At 42.1% G+C, this 16,299-nt stretch carries 14 protein-coding genes; 4 read left to right on the top strand and 10 right to left on the bottom strand.

Annotated features, from left to right (window positions below):
• Positions 1-69: 69 nt before the first annotated feature.
• The 8 genes from L3Q72_RS18930 to L3Q72_RS18895 form a co-directional block, all read right to left on the bottom strand.
• Positions 70-717, bottom strand: coding sequence for a transporter substrate-binding domain-containing protein (locus tag L3Q72_RS18930; RefSeq protein WP_275133717.1), 648 nt, complete (start codon positions 715-717; stop codon positions 70-72).
• Between the two features lie 433 nt (positions 718-1,150).
• The gene (locus L3Q72_RS18925; protein WP_275133716.1) at positions 1,151-2,329 is read right to left on the bottom strand and encodes an MFS transporter; all 1,179 of its coding nucleotides are present in this window, start codon (positions 2,327-2,329) and stop codon (positions 1,151-1,153) included.
• A gap of 231 nt (positions 2,330-2,560) precedes the next feature.
• Entirely contained in the window at positions 2,561-3,709 is a 1,149-nt protein-coding gene (locus tag L3Q72_RS18920; protein WP_275133755.1) for an N-acetylneuraminate epimerase, read from the bottom strand.
• A 186-nt stretch (positions 3,710-3,895) separates the two neighbouring features.
• Positions 3,896-4,729 carry a MurR/RpiR family transcriptional regulator gene (locus L3Q72_RS18915; RefSeq protein ID WP_275133754.1) on the bottom strand — a complete coding sequence of 278 codons (834 nt, stop codon included), beginning with the start codon at positions 4,727-4,729 and terminating at the stop codon, positions 3,896-3,898.
• 149 nt (positions 4,730-4,878) lie between these two features.
• Positions 4,879-5,769, bottom strand: a complete 891-nt coding sequence (locus L3Q72_RS18910) for a dihydrodipicolinate synthase family protein (RefSeq protein WP_275133715.1) — start codon at positions 5,767-5,769, stop codon at positions 4,879-4,881.
• A 50-nt stretch (positions 5,770-5,819) separates the two neighbouring features.
• Positions 5,820-7,103, bottom strand: coding sequence for a TRAP transporter large permease (locus tag L3Q72_RS18905; RefSeq protein ID WP_275133714.1), 1,284 nt, complete (start codon positions 7,101-7,103; stop codon positions 5,820-5,822).
• A gap of 6 nt (positions 7,104-7,109) precedes the next feature.
• Entirely contained in the window at positions 7,110-7,631 is a 522-nt protein-coding gene (locus L3Q72_RS18900) for a TRAP transporter small permease (RefSeq protein ID WP_275133753.1), read from the bottom strand.
• Positions 7,632-7,693: 62 nt separating this feature from the next.
• Positions 7,694-8,659, bottom strand: coding sequence for a sialic acid TRAP transporter substrate-binding protein SiaP (locus L3Q72_RS18895; protein WP_275133713.1), 966 nt, complete (start codon positions 8,657-8,659; stop codon positions 7,694-7,696).
• Between the two features lie 250 nt (positions 8,660-8,909).
• Between L3Q72_RS18895 and L3Q72_RS18890 the strand changes: the two genes are divergently transcribed.
• From L3Q72_RS18890 to nagA, 3 genes are read left to right on the top strand one after another with little or no spacing between them, the layout of a single operon-like run.
• A complete protein-coding gene (locus L3Q72_RS18890) occupies positions 8,910-9,605 on the top strand; it encodes a putative N-acetylmannosamine-6-phosphate 2-epimerase (RefSeq protein WP_275133752.1) in 696 nt (231 codons plus the stop codon).
• Between the two features lie 3 nt (positions 9,606-9,608).
• Complete coding sequence (locus L3Q72_RS18885; protein WP_275133712.1) at positions 9,609-10,472, top strand: N-acetylmannosamine kinase; 864 nt, start codon at positions 9,609-9,611, stop codon at positions 10,470-10,472.
• A gap of 7 nt (positions 10,473-10,479) precedes the next feature.
• Positions 10,480-11,628, top strand: coding sequence for an N-acetylglucosamine-6-phosphate deacetylase (gene nagA, locus L3Q72_RS18880; RefSeq protein ID WP_275133711.1), 1,149 nt, complete (start codon positions 10,480-10,482; stop codon positions 11,626-11,628).
• Positions 11,629-11,957: 329 nt separating this feature from the next.
• On the opposite strand, the gene manA is transcribed toward nagA, so the two are convergent.
• Together manA and L3Q72_RS18870 are read right to left on the bottom strand one after the other, a co-directional pair.
• Positions 11,958-13,157 carry a mannose-6-phosphate isomerase, class I gene (gene manA / locus L3Q72_RS18875; protein ID WP_275133710.1) on the bottom strand — a complete coding sequence of 400 codons (1,200 nt, stop codon included), beginning with the start codon at positions 13,155-13,157 and terminating at the stop codon, positions 11,958-11,960.
• 85 nt (positions 13,158-13,242) lie between these two features.
• Complete coding sequence (locus L3Q72_RS18870) at positions 13,243-14,904, bottom strand: methyl-accepting chemotaxis protein (RefSeq protein ID WP_275133709.1); 1,662 nt, start codon at positions 14,902-14,904, stop codon at positions 13,243-13,245.
• Positions 14,905-15,294: 390 nt separating this feature from the next.
• On the opposite strand from L3Q72_RS18870, the gene L3Q72_RS18865 reads away from it, so the two are divergent.
• Positions 15,295-16,260 carry a tripartite tricarboxylate transporter substrate binding protein gene (locus L3Q72_RS18865; RefSeq protein WP_275133708.1) on the top strand — a complete coding sequence of 322 codons (966 nt, stop codon included), beginning with the start codon at positions 15,295-15,297 and terminating at the stop codon, positions 16,258-16,260.
• Positions 16,261-16,299: the final 39 nt, after the last annotated feature.

Genomic DNA, 16,299 nt, shown 5'->3' with positions numbered 1-16,299 from the left:
TAATTAGGGAGGCAGGTACTTTGCCTCCCTGTCTTAGGGAAAACAGCCAGATTTGGAAAAAATAGAGACTTATTTATTAGGTATCAATATGGCTGGCTGACCAGAGGTTCTATCGTATACGATCAAGCCCTCATCTATCATATCTGAAAGAACAGCATCGATAGCGTCACAAAGGTTTTTGCCTTTATTCGTATTTTGACATACGTAATGCATGTCCAGTGTATGGATGGGTTCATCGGGAGAATAGTATATTTTACTTATGTGTTTGCTGTTTATTACGGAAAAAAATGTGGAAATATCATCCCCAATAATGGCATCAATATAGCCTCTCATTAATCTTTCGACGTTGGCGTCATCACTTTTTGCGAAACTTAGACTAATATCCGAATTATTAGTCACTTTTTTCCCATAACTGTAGCCCTTTACAGCCCCAATTAGCTTTCCCTTCAAATCGCTTAAATTGCGATAGCGTGAATCAATTCGAGTAAACAAATGTATTTTACGTTGATAGAATGGCTTCGAAACCACAAAATTCCCCTGAGGGAAGTTTTCATCTAACTCAGGGAAGTAAGCATCCAATCGACCATGTTCAAATGAGGCTTGTATTCTTAGCGTTGGCTGAAACAGCAATGTACTGTCTACGCCCAGCCTTCGGAATATTTCCTTGTGCATCGACATTAACAGGCCTTTATTTTCATCAACTATTAAGCCTGGCATATAGTAAGTCCCAATAGTTACGGGTTCACTACACAAGCATAATGAGTAAGAAAAAGTTAAAAGAAATAGGACAATTTTTACCATTAATGAATAGCCTTTTAAATCATGAGATTACGTGTAAAGAAATTCGGTATAAACCTAATCAGGCAAGAAGGACTCTACGTAATAGATATGTTTTACACGTCTACCTATTGACAGTATGTATGGTGCCCTTAATTTTGCAAGTCGTTGACTCAAAGCTGTGGGGGTAATGATGGAATGGTTTCTTTATCTGTATTCGGTGTTATCGAGTTTGTTGGAGTATACTACTTGTGATAATGGCAATGAAAAGAAAATAGTAACTCCATGATTTTAATGGTAGTTCCTAATCGCAAAAATCTGGTATACATCTTCGCATAGACTTAAACCAGATTCCGGAGTTACTATCATCAGGTTACCAATAATACTGAGTTGTATATTTATTTGAACTTAATCGCTTAAAAAGGCTAACAACACCTGAAAATACAAGGAAAAACAAAATAAAAGACAATTGACTCAAGCTAACATTACTAAGTGAACTACTCAAAATGGTATTAATAAGCGCAGCAACAATGTTAGACATAAACAACCAGGCATACACCTGAGTAAAGGCTGCGTCTCCCCAAATTTTCCTTACTCCTGTTGCATATAGTACCAATACCCCGCCATATTGAAATCCTGCTACTGCAGCCAATAGTGTTGGTACATAGTTAAGAAAAGAAATCTGTAACAGAACCAATACAGTAATAGCTTGTAAACCAAGGTTTACTCTCATGCAACTACTCACTCTAAACCTATCACTAAAGTAACCCCAAATGACTCTTCCCAGAGCGTTTGAGATAGCAAATACTGAAACAAGGGAAATTAGTGACTGATACCCTTCACCGGCAATCATGACTATTTTACTATTAATAAAAAAACCAGTGGCCAGGCCAGCTGTCATAGCTAAGAACAAACGCCTGAAAACTACATCTTGACAAGCTAATTTCCAGTTAAGCTTATTCGGGTGTGCTTTGAGGATCGGTTCAGATTCCTTCAAATTCATACAGCAAGCAGGGAAAATACCAGCCATAAAGTAAAGACTTCCAGTAATTGCTAGCGCCAGGAAAGGGTTAATCTTCATTGCATGGATGAGCACTTCTGATAATTCTCCAATCGCTGCTGCTCCAACTGCAAAGCCGCCGACCGCCAGCCCTGTTACTAAGCCACCGTTATCTGGAAACCAAGATATACCAACTTTGATTGGTACAAGGTAGGCAAGACCGACACCAACTCCCCCAATAAGCCCAACGCCTATGATTGTAAAGAGGTAGTGTGATTCTCCTAACGAAGCGATTCCCCATCCTATGGAAAACAGAAGTATTCCCAATTGGGCTGCAGTTCTGCTTCCTAGCTTCGCAATAACCGAATGAGAAAAGAGAAGAGTGGCTGGAAACACCACGTAAAACAGGTTAAATGGCAATGTAGCTAACCTTGGGTCAACATCATAATTACGGATAAACTCGGCATCGTAAATGGACCATGCATAGGTACCACCAATGCATGCCTGAAGCATAACAACAGAAAGCAATATCAGATATTTATTTGTAAACATAGGTTGGAATCCGGAAGATCAATAAAGAAGGGAATATCACCAACAGGTGTAATGGCACCTGCTGGTGATATTGTTAGCGTTGTTGTTGGTTAAAGTTAAATACCTATAGGGGAAGTACTGTTAAACTTTTTCAACCATATAACATTCGCTAATGCGTTTTGCCTGCCGCTTTCACCGCCCACAAGCACAAGTTTGTTTCTGAGTTCGTAACATAAACAGCATAATTTTCTCTTAGTCCTGAATATCTACAGAGTTGCCGTTCCAGCTAAGCAAATACGTACCTTTTGTCGCTTTGCGTTTACCGTCCTCTCCCCCGACAATCAAAACACCATTATCGAGCGTAAACGAAGCACCATAGGCGATGCCTTTCTTAAGGCTGTTAGACTGGCTCCACAAACCGTCTTCCAGAACGTAGATTTCAGCATTGAAGGCTTTGCTAAAACCGTTGTGAGCAAACATTTTTCCACTCTCGAACGCGTTTTTAGCTCCGTGAAAGTTTGCGCCACCAGCAACTATAAGTGCACCATTACTCTTGCCAGCAAATGCCCCGGCAACGCCCTCTTGAACATTTGACCCCTTTGGAGCAGGCAAAGAATGAAGGCTTTGCCACGGCTGAGGCTGACCAAACTGATACTGCTTCACTTCCGGAGTTCTCAAACCTGGCTTGATTTCCCCACTAACGAGGGTGGAAATTGTACCTTGGCTAACAAGAGCAGAGCCGCAGTTTGGTATATATGGTGAAGTACCAAGTTCTGCCCATGCACCAGTTGCTGGTTTAAACTGAATAACGGAGCGGTTCCATTTGTAGTCAAGTGGCTTCATTCCCATATAGTTGTCTACGATTTTCTGCCACTTTTCAGGCTGAGATGCTTTGTCCGTCGCATTTATATCTGAAAGGTATTTGTCAAAATACCCTTTGTTGTAGCCCCCAAAAAAAACAATCGTCTCGTCATCCGGAGAGTATGAGGCAGCTCCGAGTAAACCTACGGGAGCAGTTGTATTTACAAGAGACCAGGAGTCAGAGGAAGAATTGTAGCGGTATACAGTATTAAAAATAACAGGTGAAGTGGCTGTAGGCTCCACTTTTCCCGCACCGCCAAATACAAAAATGTCATCTCCGACTACTGAAGCCGTTGCGCCATTTCTTTCAGGACCAATAAATGAAGCCTTCTTCTGCCAGCCTTCCTCTACATTATTTAAATCAAGCATATAAAACGCGCTGCCAGCCGAACCGAGTCCAACATAAAGCTTATTACTGAGCTGAGCACTAACACCGCTTTTAAGGCCCACTGGCAAGTCCGGCCAGTTATCATTCGCAAAAGCTGATTGACCAATAACCAAAGAAGAAGCTAATAAAACAGCAATAGCACTTTTGTTCATATTAAGTTTCATTTATCGATGTCCTTATGTCTTTTTGTGAATATTTTCATCTTGCTTTTCGAATACATTATTACTTAATGAAAAAATATATCTCCGATCATGATCACAATAAAAAATATCTTTATTATTTTCACAAAAAAAACTCACCATGATGGTGAGTTCAAATGGCCTACAGGTTTGGATAGGTCAGTTCATCAGTGGCATAACTACTTCAGCGGTTTCTACAACTGACTTTGAGTATTCCGGGTAAGTTTCCAGAAGAGAGTTAACTAGTACATCTACTAATAACAAAGCCCCTACTTTTGATGCAAAGGCTCCTCCGGTTAAGGGGCCTTCAGGGCGTGCTGCCACTAACACTTCTGTGGAAATTGCTGATAGTGGACTATGACTAATGTTAGTCAAGGTTATGATCGGAATTTCCCTTTTAGCTGCTTGACTCGCAGCATGAATCACTTCCTTTGTGGAGCCGGAACTGGAGACTGATAACCATAAGTCACCTTCGCTACATCGGGCAGCACTTACCGCAGCCAAATGGGTATCCTCAAACATAGTTACCTTTTTCCCCAGCCTGAGTAGTCTGTACGCGAGATAGTGCCCAACTATGCTTGATGCTCCAACTCCTACACAACTGATAAATTTTGCCTGATGAATATGATCACAAATTCTTGTCAGTGATTTTCGACTGATTAACTTAGCAGTATCTTCAAGGCTGGCTATTGCGCTCTGAGCAGAAATATCGCAAATATCGCCTTCCAGTGGTGTTTTTTTCTGATTAGAAGCCTGGCTGATATCGACGGCTAATGCCATACGAAAATCTGAGTAACCCTTGTACCCCATATCCCGGCATAGCCGAACCACTGTCGCTTCACTTGTTTCAGTGTTTCGGGCAAGCTCTGTGATTGTTTGAAACTGAACGTCATAAGCATTTTCCAGAACGTAGTCTGCAACCTGTCTAAGCTTTTTACTTAAAGGTTCAGTATTCGATCGCAATCGAACAAGTAGGTTTTTGGGCGCGTTCACAATAGCCTCTTTCAAGTGGTTTTTCTCTGTATAAAGTAACAAAGTCGTATCTAATTTGACACTTAAGAGTGAACTTTTAAGTGTCATGGGGGGGCTTAGTATACATGGGCGCAATGCCCATGTATAAGTTTCGGCGGATTTTCAGCTAGTTACAGAAAATCTGCGTCTCTTAGTTTTGCAACTACATCCGCTTTTTGTGATTCGGTCAGAGACTTAATCGGAGCTCGAGGGTTCCCCGCATCAATGCCGTGTAACTGCATAGCTGCTTTCCCGGCAGCAACACCACCATATTCAACAAGCACGCGGATAATGGCTATTACTTTATCCATCAAACGGGTTACTTTTTGCTGATCACCCATATTAAATGCTTCAATGATCTCCAGGTAGAGCGGGGCCGCATAGTTATAAGTGCTTCCCACTGCACTAACCGCTCCAACTGCTAAGCCTGCGGGAAGAAACTCATCTACACCGAATGGAATATCATACTTGCCGTCGGCCACTCTGACGCACCTTTGGTACTCGTATAAATCAGAGTTATTGAACTTAGCTCCAGACAGGTTTGGAATCCGGCCATCGGCCTGTATTAAAAACTGTTCTAAATCCAGATTAACGCCAGACATACCTGAGTGGTAGTAATAGAATCCCTTTGATGGAGCCGCTGCTGCAACCTGAGAACAATACTCGACCAGATCTTCCACACTTCCGGGTTTAAAGAAACAAGGCCCGATGGCTGATGTTGCCAGTATATCCAGATTATCCGCATGTTTGGTTAAGTCCAGAGTGTCAATTATGCTTAATGCTCCTGTGTGAACGATTAGATCAAGCTTTCCATCAGCGGCTTTGACCCAATGTTCAGCAATTGCTTTTCGCTCTTTTACAGAGCAGTGAATGCCTTCTCCCGTTGTGCCACATACATAGGCGCCGGTGACTCCCTGCTCAATTAGCAATTCAGCTATCTGATCAATAGCGGAAAAGTTGACTTTATTATCCTTATCGAAAGGCGTGTGTGGCGCTGCGATAAGCCCTTTTAGTTTATTCATTTTCTAATCCTAATTTTTAATAAATAACGGACAATTGCCCACTTTAAAATTTATAAGCCGTAGCCCAAAAATAACTGAGGTAGCAGAAGAGTAAACTGCGGAAATACTGCAACCAAAAACAATACAATAAATAGAGGAACCAGTAATGGGATCACACCACGAGTCAGTGTGTGAAATGGAATATTACCTACACGGGAAACCACATAGAGAGCCATACCCATTGGTGGAGTAAGGATTCCTATCATCAGATTAAGAATTGCCATAACTCCAAAGTGAACGGGATCAATCCCCACAGCAGCTGCAACCGGAACCAGGAACGGCACTAATAGCAGTAGCAACGCTAGTGATTCAATGAAGGTACCCAAAAATAGTAGTAGCAAGTTAATAAGCAACAAGAGTATCAGTGGATTGTCACTGATTGTCAGGAAGTAGTCTGCCATCATCTGTGGAAGCTGCTCTCGTGCCACGATCCAGCCAAACACAGTAACGCCCATTACCATCAAAGCTACAACGGCTGTTGTGTTTACAGTATCTTTCAGTAGATCCACAAATTTTTTCAGAGTTAGCTGCTTATAAACGACCGTGCCTAAAAACAGCGCGTAAAGAGATGAGACAACCGCTGCTTCTGTTGGAGTAAATTTACCGGAGAAAATGCCACCAATAATAATCACTGGGGTAAGCAGAGAAAGAAATGCTTCTTTAAATGACTTTAATTGCTCGCGACGGGTTGCTCTTGGAAGTGTCATGTAACCGCGTTTTTTACAAATAAAGTAGCTCATAACCATCAAAGCTACGCAACACAGAAGACCAGGAACCGCACCGGCAAGAAATAATGCACCGATTGAGGTGTTAGAAACAACACCGTAAATAACAAGAGGGATCGAAGGAGGGACTAGTGGGCCTATGATGCATGACGCTGCTGTCAGGCCACCAGCAAAGTCATCATCATACTTTGCATCTCTCATCGATTTAATCTCTAGCTGACCTAACCCGCCAGCATCTGCCAGAGCAGAACCGGACATGCCGGAAAACAGCAAGCTTGCCATAATGTTTACGTGTCCGAGACTGCCCGTAATATGACCAACCATTGCTTTCGCAAAATTAAAAATACGCTCTGTGATTCCTGCACTATTCATTAAATGTCCGGTTAGGACAAAGAAAGGAACAGCAAGCAGTGTGAAGTTATTGATACCGCCCAGCATCTGTTGTGCTGCAAAGTTGATTCCGGTGCTATTTGTCAGCACTAGAAACATCAGTGCAACAAAAATCAGTGAAAAACCAACTGGCATACCTGCAAATAAGAGTGCAAGCCACCCAAAAATAGAACCAGCCATGTTTTGTTACCTCTCTATCGCTTCAGACTTACCTGAAACGCCTTTTTCACTACAATTTTTAAAATCTAATACAAGGCCATATAGCTTTTGCAATTGCCTGAACACCATGAAACAACCACCTAAAGGAAGGCTGTAGTTCATCCATTTTGCTGAAATTCCCAATGTAATAAGCTCAAAAAACGCTGTACGTTGTACGTGTTGATAGCCCAGATAGATAATGGCAACTATTGATGCTAATACCGCTAACTCCAGACTAATAATCAAAAGTACACGAGCGTGTTTTGGAAGCTTATCCGAGAAAAAAGTAATATTGACGTGCGTACTGGTTTTTATCGCGTAGGCACATCCAATTAACGACATATACATAAAAAGAACCCTTGCCAGCTCTTCACTCCACAATGAAGGATCGTTGAGTAACCAGCGTGTGACAATCTGCCAGGTAAGTAACCCTAGCAAAATGACCATCAATGGCACGGTGATAATTTCTTCAATATGCTTAAAAATCTTACGAAACATTTTATGCTCCAGAGCTGGCTATACGGCCAGCTCAAACTCTATAGGTTTAAACAATGCAATTATTGGGTTAATAATTACATGTTAGTCACTTTCTCAATTACAGGGTGGCCTACACTATCGTCAAAGTCTTTGTACAGAGGTTGCATGGCTTCTCTGAAAGGTGATAGCTCAGGGTAAGTTACCTTCACTCCTTCTTTTTCAAAGAATGAAATCAGGTTGGCCTCTTGCTCCTGAACGGTTTTTGTGTGGCGCTCCCCGGCTTTTTTAACCGCTTTGCTCACGATATCCTGCTGTTCTTTTGTCAATTTGTTCCATGTTACATCTGACATGACAATCATATTGTCATTCACAACATGATTGGTTATAGCCAGATAAGGTTGAACTTCATAAAACTTCATAGCTTTAATTGTTGGAAGAGGGTTTTCCTGTCCATCGACGGCATTAGTCTGAAGCGCTAAGTACACCTCAGAAAACGCCATTGGTGTCGGAGATGCACCAGAATATTTGGCATAACTCAGCAAAGATTTTGCATTAGGGACACGTAGTTTCAGACCTTTAAAGTCACTAATATTATCTAGAGCCCTGTTTGATGTTGTTTGGCGGGTACCGTTGTACCAAGTATCCAACGCTCGCCACTGAAACTTAGTTAGCATTTCATCGCGGATTTTTTTACCCCAGGAAGAGTCAAATACTCTGCGAATATGGTCGTAATCTTTAATCACATAAGGTTGCATTACCGCAGCAGCTCTGGGAATCCATAGGCCAACACGGCCAAATTCGGCATAGGTGAAATCCAGATCGCCCATGGTTACTTGCTGCATCATCGCACGATCATCACCAAGTTGAGCGCTTGGATAAAGAGTCAGCTCAAGCTCCCCGCCACTTAGCTCTTTAATAGTATCTGCTAAATAAGAAGCAGATTCGTACTCAACAGAACCTACTGCAGGTTGCATTCCCATCTTAAGTTTCATTGCCGCGTTTGCGGATGCTGCGCATCCCATAGCAAGCAATGCAATCGAAATCTTATTCATGGTTTTCATATTTGACCCCTTTTTATCCGGTAACAATGTAAGTTTAAATCACACTCAAAAAAAATTTTTATTTTATTTGAAAATAATCTTCGTTATGGATTATTATGTTGGTGAAGATTTTTTTCAATTGCAGTGTTTAGGAAATGTGATCGCGGACAATATTTCACGATGTGAATGGTTTTTGCGGATATTTTTAATTGTTTCTATACCGCACTGTAATGAACTTTTTTTTCAAAATGCTAATGAAATGAGGTTTGATATGAAAGGTAAGGTAATGAATATTAAAGAATTAAAGAAAAATTTGCAGAGCCAGACGGTGGTGTCTATACAGCCGGTTCCAGAGAGTCCGCTTGATACGCAAGAGATAATCGTCGCGATGGCAGTTGCCGTAGCCAAAGCTGGTGCAAAAGCGCTGAGAATTGAAGGTGTAAGTAATGTAAAAGCTGTTTCAGAGGTGGTAGATATTCCAATTATTGGTATTGTAAAGCGTGATTTTGATTCTACACCTGTCCGTATTACTCCTTTGATTTCAGATGTTGAAGCTTTAGCAGGCGCAGGAGCAACCATTATTGCGTTTGATGCAACAGACAGAAAAAGACCAGAATCTCGGGTTCGAATAGCAGATGCAATAAAGAGCGCTGGTTGTTTTGCTATGGCTGATTGCAGTTGCTTTGAAGATGGGGAGTGGGCCAACTCTCATGGGGTGGATATTATTGGTTCAACCTTATCAGGGTACTGTGGTAATGAAGTGCCAACGAATCCTGACTTTGAACTTGTCCGTAAGTTTTCTCAGGCAGGCTATTTTACTATGGCAGAAGGAAGGTATAACACTCCGGAACTAGCTGCAAAAGCTATTGAGAATGGTGCGGTAGCTGTGACTGTTGGATCGGCTCTCACTCGTTTGGAAGTTGTCACCGAATGGTTTAATTCAGCAACAAGGTCTGTAGAGGTATAACAAATGAAAACGCTAGCTGTTGATATTGGTGGGACAAAAATTGCGCTCGGTTTGGTTTTTAACGGAAAACTGCAAAAGCGAAGACAGGTGCCCACACCAGATGCTCAATCAGCCTTTCAATACGCGCAGTTCATTTTGAATGAGTGTAAAGAGTGGCTCACTCAAGTAGACAATATTGGCGTTTCAACGACGGGTTTAGTCGGGCCTGAAGGAATTTCATCTATTAATCCAGACACGCTTTCTTTCCCTGTTCCGTTTCCTCTTGGAAATGAGCTCGAAAAGCAATCTAACCTGCCAGTAAAAATGCTCAATGATGCACAGGCAGCAGCATGGTACGAGTTTTTGCAGCTTGATCGTAAATGCCAAAATATGGCCTACGTTACCGTTTCAACAGGTGTTGGCGGTGGTTTAATTCTGAACGGTAAGCTATATAAAGGCTCTGGCCACTTGGCTGGTCATATTGGGCATATGGTTATTGACAGTGATGGGCCTGTATGTGGATGTGGTCAAAAAGGGTGTGTTGAGGCGATAGCTTCAGGTACGGCAATTCACAAGCGTAGTAAAGAGATCATTTCTCCTGATATTACAAATATCGAGCTTTTTGCTCTGTCCGAAAATGATTCTAAGGCAGAGGCAATAATACAGGAAAGTGCAAAAGCGATAGCCACACTTTGTTGTAATCTAAAATCATCTTTAGATGTAGATACGGTTGTTATTGGCGGAGGCATAGGGTTAGCACCTGGTTATCTTGACAAAATCATTAAAGATATTGAATTACGACCAGAGTGCTTTCAGGTGTCGATCGTACCCGCTAAAGGAAGCCATGACGCATGTCTGTTAGGTGCCGCGTATCAGTTTGAAGGATAGGCTATCAATGAGTATACAAGCGATTATCGCAGACCGAATTTTTGATGGTGAGAAGTTCCACCGAAACTCAGCATTGGTGTGGAATGCAAACGAGATTAGGGGGATTTGCTCTGTTTCTGACCTTGGTAATGACATTACTATTCATCATTATCCAAACTGTATGGTTACACCTGGCTTTATAGACCTTCAGGTCAACGGTGGTGGTGGTATTATGTTCAATCAGAATACAGATGTAGACAGCGTTTCTAAGATATGTGCAGCACATCGCAGACATGGTACTGCCTATCTTCTCCCCACGCTTGTTAGTGATACCAAACAGAAAATGATTGAGGCACTTTATACTATTGATAGTGCCATTTCAGGAGGCTGTACCGGAGTGCTGGGTATTCATTTGGAAGGCCCTTGGTTCAACCCGGAAAAGCGTGGTGCTCATTTAGAAAAGTTCCTTTGCAGTCCAACACTGTCTGAACTTAAGCATTTTCCATGGCTTACTGATGGTAGCACCCTAATAACGCTAGCACCGGAGTGCGTTTCGTCAGAATGCCTGGAATGGCTTAAAGGTAGAGATATTGTTATCTCTGCCGGCCACAGTAATGCTGAAGCAGCACAGTTGGTCTGTGCAAAAAGACATATCTCTGGATTTACCCATCTGTTCAATGCTATGTCCCCGCTTGTTAGCAGGGAACCAGGCGTTGTAGGAACCGCTTTATCTATGGATGAATCATGGTGTTCAATAATTGTTGATGGCATTCATGTTGATAAGGAAAATGTGCTACTTGCTCATAGAGTTAAACCTGAAGGAAAGCTATTTGTTGTGACCGATGCAATGGCCACTATCGGTAGTACGGCGAGCTATTTCAGATTGGGTGATGAAATTATCTACGCAGATGGTAATAAACTCGTTAATCAGGAGGGGAATCTGGTAGGTGCACATATTGGAATGGATGAGTCGCTTTCTAATCTGCTTGATTGGGGAATTGAAGAGCAGGAGGCAATAAAAATGGTATCAACATACCCAGCTCACGCGATTCAACAGGAAAGCCAAATCGGTTATCTGAAATCAGGATATAAAGCATCGGCAACGATATTAGATAAGCATTATAAGTCTCAATCTGTGTTAGTTGATGGCGAACTATTTTCAAGTAAAACTACGTAATAAATGATATCGTCATGATCATAGAGTATAAATTCAGCTACCGTGGTCTGGAATCCTCCCTGATTGTTAGTGACCCAGATTCAATTCAACGTTTATCGGATCATTATAGTGATGCTAAGTGTTTGTATATTCTAGATGAACTGATAATGACAGTTGTGTCTAAAAATGAGCAGCACTTGTCTGTAAACTATCCAAGCAGCCCTCTTCATCATCTAGCAAAGCTTAACAAACTATCGGATGTAAGTATTTCCCTGGGGGAGCACAAGTTCCAGAAGCTAGTGTAGGCAGACCTCCCTCTTATGTGTGCATTCACATAAGAGGGTTGTGTTTTAGTTAAAGGCACGTGCTACGCGGCCCTGTGAGCTTAGCTGATATCCGTTGGTATAAGCCGGAACAAAGACAGATTCGCCTTTTCTGATAGTGATACTTTCTCCGTCGCTATGAGTTAAGGTCAGCTCAGCATCCATGGCCAGCAAGATCTCTGCACTTTGAGTTCGTATAGGCAGGTTGTCTGCTGACATAAATACCGCAAATTTAAAGTCATTAACCGGCACAGGGAAAAACAGGCCACCGTCTTTTTCAATTGGCCGGGTCAACAGGCTATCTGCAGACTTTTCCTGAAAGGTGGTGCATGCCACTAGCTCATGTACGTCTATGAACTTGTGTGTCAGTCCCGCACGCAGCACGTTGTCTGAATTTGCCATAATCTCAAGGCCGGTGCCTTTCAGGTAGGCGTGTGGGGTACAGGCATTCAGGAACATGGCTTCACCAGGTTGAAGGGTCAGTACGTTCAGCATAAGTGGCATAAATACACCTATGTCACTTGGGTAAAGTTCAGCCAGCTCCAGAATAAGGGCAAATGTATCATTGTCTTTATTAGTTTCAGCGTAGGCCAGCAGTTCGGCAATAGCGTTTTCTTTCACTTCACCTTCCAGTGAAAGCAGGCCAGAAAAGAGTTCTTCCAGGCCTTTTTCATTGGTAGATGTATCGAATGTGTTAACCAGGTCGGTAATTGCGGTTACGTTTACCTGCTTAATTAACTTTAGGATTTCTGAAAATACACGGAAGCCATTCATTGCTTGATATTCAGTGAGTGCGTATACCAGCTCAGGTTTATGGTTTGGATCTTTGTAACTGCGGTTTGAATCGTTGCGTGGGATTTTCGCTTCTTCTTCTCTCTGAAAGCCAAGTTCTGCTTGCTTTTTGCTAGGGTGAACTTGGATAGATAGAGGACTCTGCGCTGCCAGTATCTTAAACAGGTATGGCAGTTCACCAAACTGGGTGGCGGTTTTAACAGCCAGGATCCTGGAAATATCTTGGTTGATAAAATCGGAGAGCAGGTGAGATTCACTGCCATCCACAACCTTGGAACTCCCATTTGGGTGTGCCCCCATCCAGATTTCAGCCTGTGGTTTGTCATCTGAGTTTTCGATACCAAATAGGGCGTTAATGGAGGTGCGGCTTCCCCATGCATAATCCTGGATAAGATTCTGCATTGGGAAGAAGTATTGATTAGTTGCGTTAGTCATAGTTTCTTCTGGCATTTTATAAAAAATAAAGTAACAGGATTTCACTTTAGCTGTTGAACAGCTAAAAAGTGCTTTACCGAACTATCTACATTCGGAACATGCTTATATTTTTATTTAGTTGCCGGTTTGTGGTCAGTAATGTGTTAATCGTATCGGCTGTTAGCTCAGCATGTTGATTTAGTTTGGAAACCATTTCTCTAATAGAGTCCATACTGTCAGATATCTGTTGTGTCGCACTACGCTGCTCTTCTGCAGAATCCGATGTTGAGCTGTTTAGGCCTTCTATATGTTGAATGGACGTAATCATTTCTTCGAGGGAATCGTTGACGGTTGAAGTGGTTGATACGCTGCTATCGCAACTGGCTCTGGTTTTTGTCATGTCGTCTAACAATTCGGTATTGGCTTGAGCCAGACGTTTAAGAATATCATTGATTTTAGCTGCAGTATTTTGAGTATGTGATGCAAGCGTACGGACTTCATCGGCGACAACTGCAAAACCGCGTCCATGCTCACCTGCTCTTGCTGCTTCTATTGCTGCATTTAAAGCAAGCAGGTTTGTTTGCTCTGAGATTCCGCCTATGGTGTTTAGCAGTTCGGTTACTCCTTGTGTTTCGCCCGTACGAGCCGCTACTGAGTCAGCCATTTGTTCAATGTCCTCACTTAGTGTAAGAACGCTGCTTACTACTTCCTCAACACTATCAGAAGAGTCGTTACTTCTGGTTAGTATTAATTGTGAATGGTCGGTTGCTTCAGTTGCATTTTGCACTAATTTATCTGATGTTCTGGTTAACTCTCCGATAGATCCTGCGATCTTTTTCGTTTCTTCACTATGTTCTCTGGTCATTTCCTGGTTGGCTTTAATTAACTGCTTTAGCTTCTCAGTTTCATTGTCAATCTCAGTATTACTCAGCTTAACGGAGAGGACTAGATTTTGAATCTGCTCGATAAACTTATTTATATGTTGTGCGATCGAAGAAAATTCATCTCCGGAGTTGATACAAAGACGTTGGGTTAAGTCCGCATCTCCGCTGGATAGTGCGCGGGTGAGAGCACTGAGTTGCTTTATCGGAGAGAACAGTTTGTTAATGAGTAAGATACTGAGAATTATCAAAATCAATGCAGTTCCGGCCAGGACTAAAGTGACTTCTTCCACTAAAGTGTTGACTTGTTGGTTGATCACCGACTCATCAATATACCCACTAAGCATCCATTCGTTGCCACTAAAGCTTACAGATTTCGTGATTGGGGTAAGCTCTTCGGAAGCCTTGTTAGATATGACGATATTTCCTTGATTATCGCTAAGCTCGAAGGATGCTATCTCTGTTTTGTACTCATCCAAATCTTCCCGAAACTCACTAAGATCAAGCACGAAAATATCGCCAATGCCCTTGAACCTTGGAACTACCAGGTTCATCAGAGGAAGATCGTTATCAAAATATACAGAAGACAATGCAGCCTTGTCGCCGGCCTCCTTGAGCATGTCGATATACTTCTGGGTCGTGTTTTTGTCGGTAATTTCGCCTTCAGTGCCAAAAAGTAGATCGTAATTCACCTTAAAAACTTTTTTAAAACCGAGTTCTTCAGAGATTCCGGCTATATCTAAAACACCAAAATCAATCCTACTGGCCATTATTAGCTTATTACTAATATCAGACTCTATCTTGTCCTGAACTAACTTGAGCTCTCTCATTACAGCTTCGTTTTTGGTTTCAACAAGATATGTACTAAAGATCAAGTTTGCGCTCATGTACGTGGCACCTATTGTAAGCGTAATCACGCCAGACAGGAGCAAATACATCTTTTTTCTGAATGATAATTTCAACAACTTACACCTCTTTGGTCTACTGTTTATACCATGCTAGCATTGGCAAAATTTACAATCCAGTGTCTGTTATAAGATCTTTTTACTATTGCAGTTCATCTAACTGATTGTATTTAAAGATTTTAATTGGTTATTTTTTAATGTGCACTCTTACTTTGTGACGATCTTTATGTTTATAACAGGATCGGTATCACAGTTACACCACTGGTATAACAGTATGATCTTTTCACCTCTTATCGATGACTTTGGGAAAAATGGTCACAGAGGAATGTGTTGGCTTCGGCCTGTAACCTGAAATAAATACAGAGGAAAACTATGTCTAAAAAACTATTGCTGTCTGGACTCGCGTTAAGCATCAGCATGATTTCATCAGCGGCTTCTGCAGCCTGGCCTGAGAAACCGATTACATTAATTGTTCCCTGGGGTGCTGGTGGTGGTACTGATACTACTGCCCGTATCGTAGGTAAGGCATTGTCAGAAGAACTAGGCGTGCCGGTTAATGTTGTTAATCGTACTGGTGGTCAGGGTGTGATTGGTCATAGTGCAATCGCAAATGCAAAACCGGATGGCTATACGATAGGTATGATCACCGCAGAAATTACGATGATGCACTGGACTGGTCTGACAGAGCTTACTTATAAAAACTATACCCCTTTAGGCAAATTTGCCGGTGTTGTTGGCGGTATTCAGGTAAAGAAAGGTTCTAAGTTTAAGGATACATCGCAACTTCTTGATTTTATTAAGTCTAACCCAGGAAAACTCAAAGCTTCAGGTGGCGGTTATGGTTCTGTTTGGCAGTTGAACATGGCTGGTTTTCTGAACAGCGCCGGTCTTAAGCCGGATGCGGTGAAATGGGTTCCAAGTGAAGGCGCGGCATCCGCACTTCAAGAACTGGTTGCAGGTGGTGTTGATTTTACTTCAACTTCAATTAATGAGTCTGATTCAATGATTCAGGCTGGTGAAGTCGAGCCTTTGGTGGTTATGTCCCCAGAGCGTAGTGAATACTATCCAGATGTTCCAACTATAAAAGAAGCGGCTCAAATTTCGTGGAACTCTGGTTCCTGGAATGGCCTGGCTGGTCCTGCCGGTCTGCCAAAAGAGGTAACAGATAAGTTATTGCCTCTGGTTAAGAAAATTCAGAACAGCAAGGAAATTCACTCCTTTGCTAATAAGCGTCGTTTGAACATTTTCCCGGTCAGTGGTCAGAACTGGGCTAAGGAACTAGAAGCAGTTGATAAAGCGATGGGTACAACCATGAAGGTTGCTGGAATCGTTAAGTAATAGAAAAACTGGGGAAGGTTTGCTTCCCCTTTTATTTAG

Source organism: Vibrio sp. JC009 (assembly GCF_029016485.1).
In the GTDB taxonomy this organism is placed as follows: Bacteria; Pseudomonadota; Gammaproteobacteria; order Enterobacterales; family Vibrionaceae; genus Vibrio.
Note: the sequence above shows the minus strand (reverse complement) of the source record. Positions and strands in the feature narration are given on the sequence as shown.

Excerpts from the sequence above, each read along its gene's own strand:
- L3Q72_RS18920 (WP_275133755.1), bottom strand. The coding sequence starts at position 3,709 with ATGAACAAAAGTGCTATTGCTGTTTTATTAGCTTCTTCTTTGGTTATT.
- nagA (WP_275133711.1), top strand. The coding sequence starts at position 10,480 with ATGAGTATACAAGCGATTATCGCAGACCGAATTTTTGATGGTGAGAAG.
- L3Q72_RS18895 (WP_275133713.1), bottom strand. The coding sequence starts at position 8,659 with ATGAAAACCATGAATAAGATTTCGATTGCATTGCTTGCTATGGGATGC.
- L3Q72_RS18865 (WP_275133708.1), top strand. The coding sequence starts at position 15,295 with ATGTCTAAAAAACTATTGCTGTCTGGACTCGCGTTAAGCATCAGCATG.
- L3Q72_RS18905 (WP_275133714.1), bottom strand. The coding sequence starts at position 7,103 with ATGGCTGGTTCTATTTTTGGGTGGCTTGCACTCTTATTTGCAGGTATG.
- manA (WP_275133710.1), bottom strand. The coding sequence starts at position 13,157 with ATGACTAACGCAACTAATCAATACTTCTTCCCAATGCAGAATCTTATC.
- L3Q72_RS18870 (WP_275133709.1), bottom strand. The coding sequence starts at position 14,904 with ATGAGCGCAAACTTGATCTTTAGTACATATCTTGTTGAAACCAAAAAC.
- L3Q72_RS18885 (WP_275133712.1), top strand. The coding sequence starts at position 9,609 with ATGAAAACGCTAGCTGTTGATATTGGTGGGACAAAAATTGCGCTCGGT.
- L3Q72_RS18930 (WP_275133717.1), bottom strand. The coding sequence starts at position 717 with ATGCCAGGCTTAATAGTTGATGAAAATAAAGGCCTGTTAATGTCGATG.
- L3Q72_RS18890 (WP_275133752.1), top strand. The coding sequence starts at position 8,910 with ATGAAAGGTAAGGTAATGAATATTAAAGAATTAAAGAAAAATTTGCAG.
- L3Q72_RS18910 (WP_275133715.1), bottom strand. The coding sequence starts at position 5,769 with ATGAATAAACTAAAAGGGCTTATCGCAGCGCCACACACGCCTTTCGAT.
- L3Q72_RS18925 (WP_275133716.1), bottom strand. The coding sequence starts at position 2,329 with ATGTTTACAAATAAATATCTGATATTGCTTTCTGTTGTTATGCTTCAG.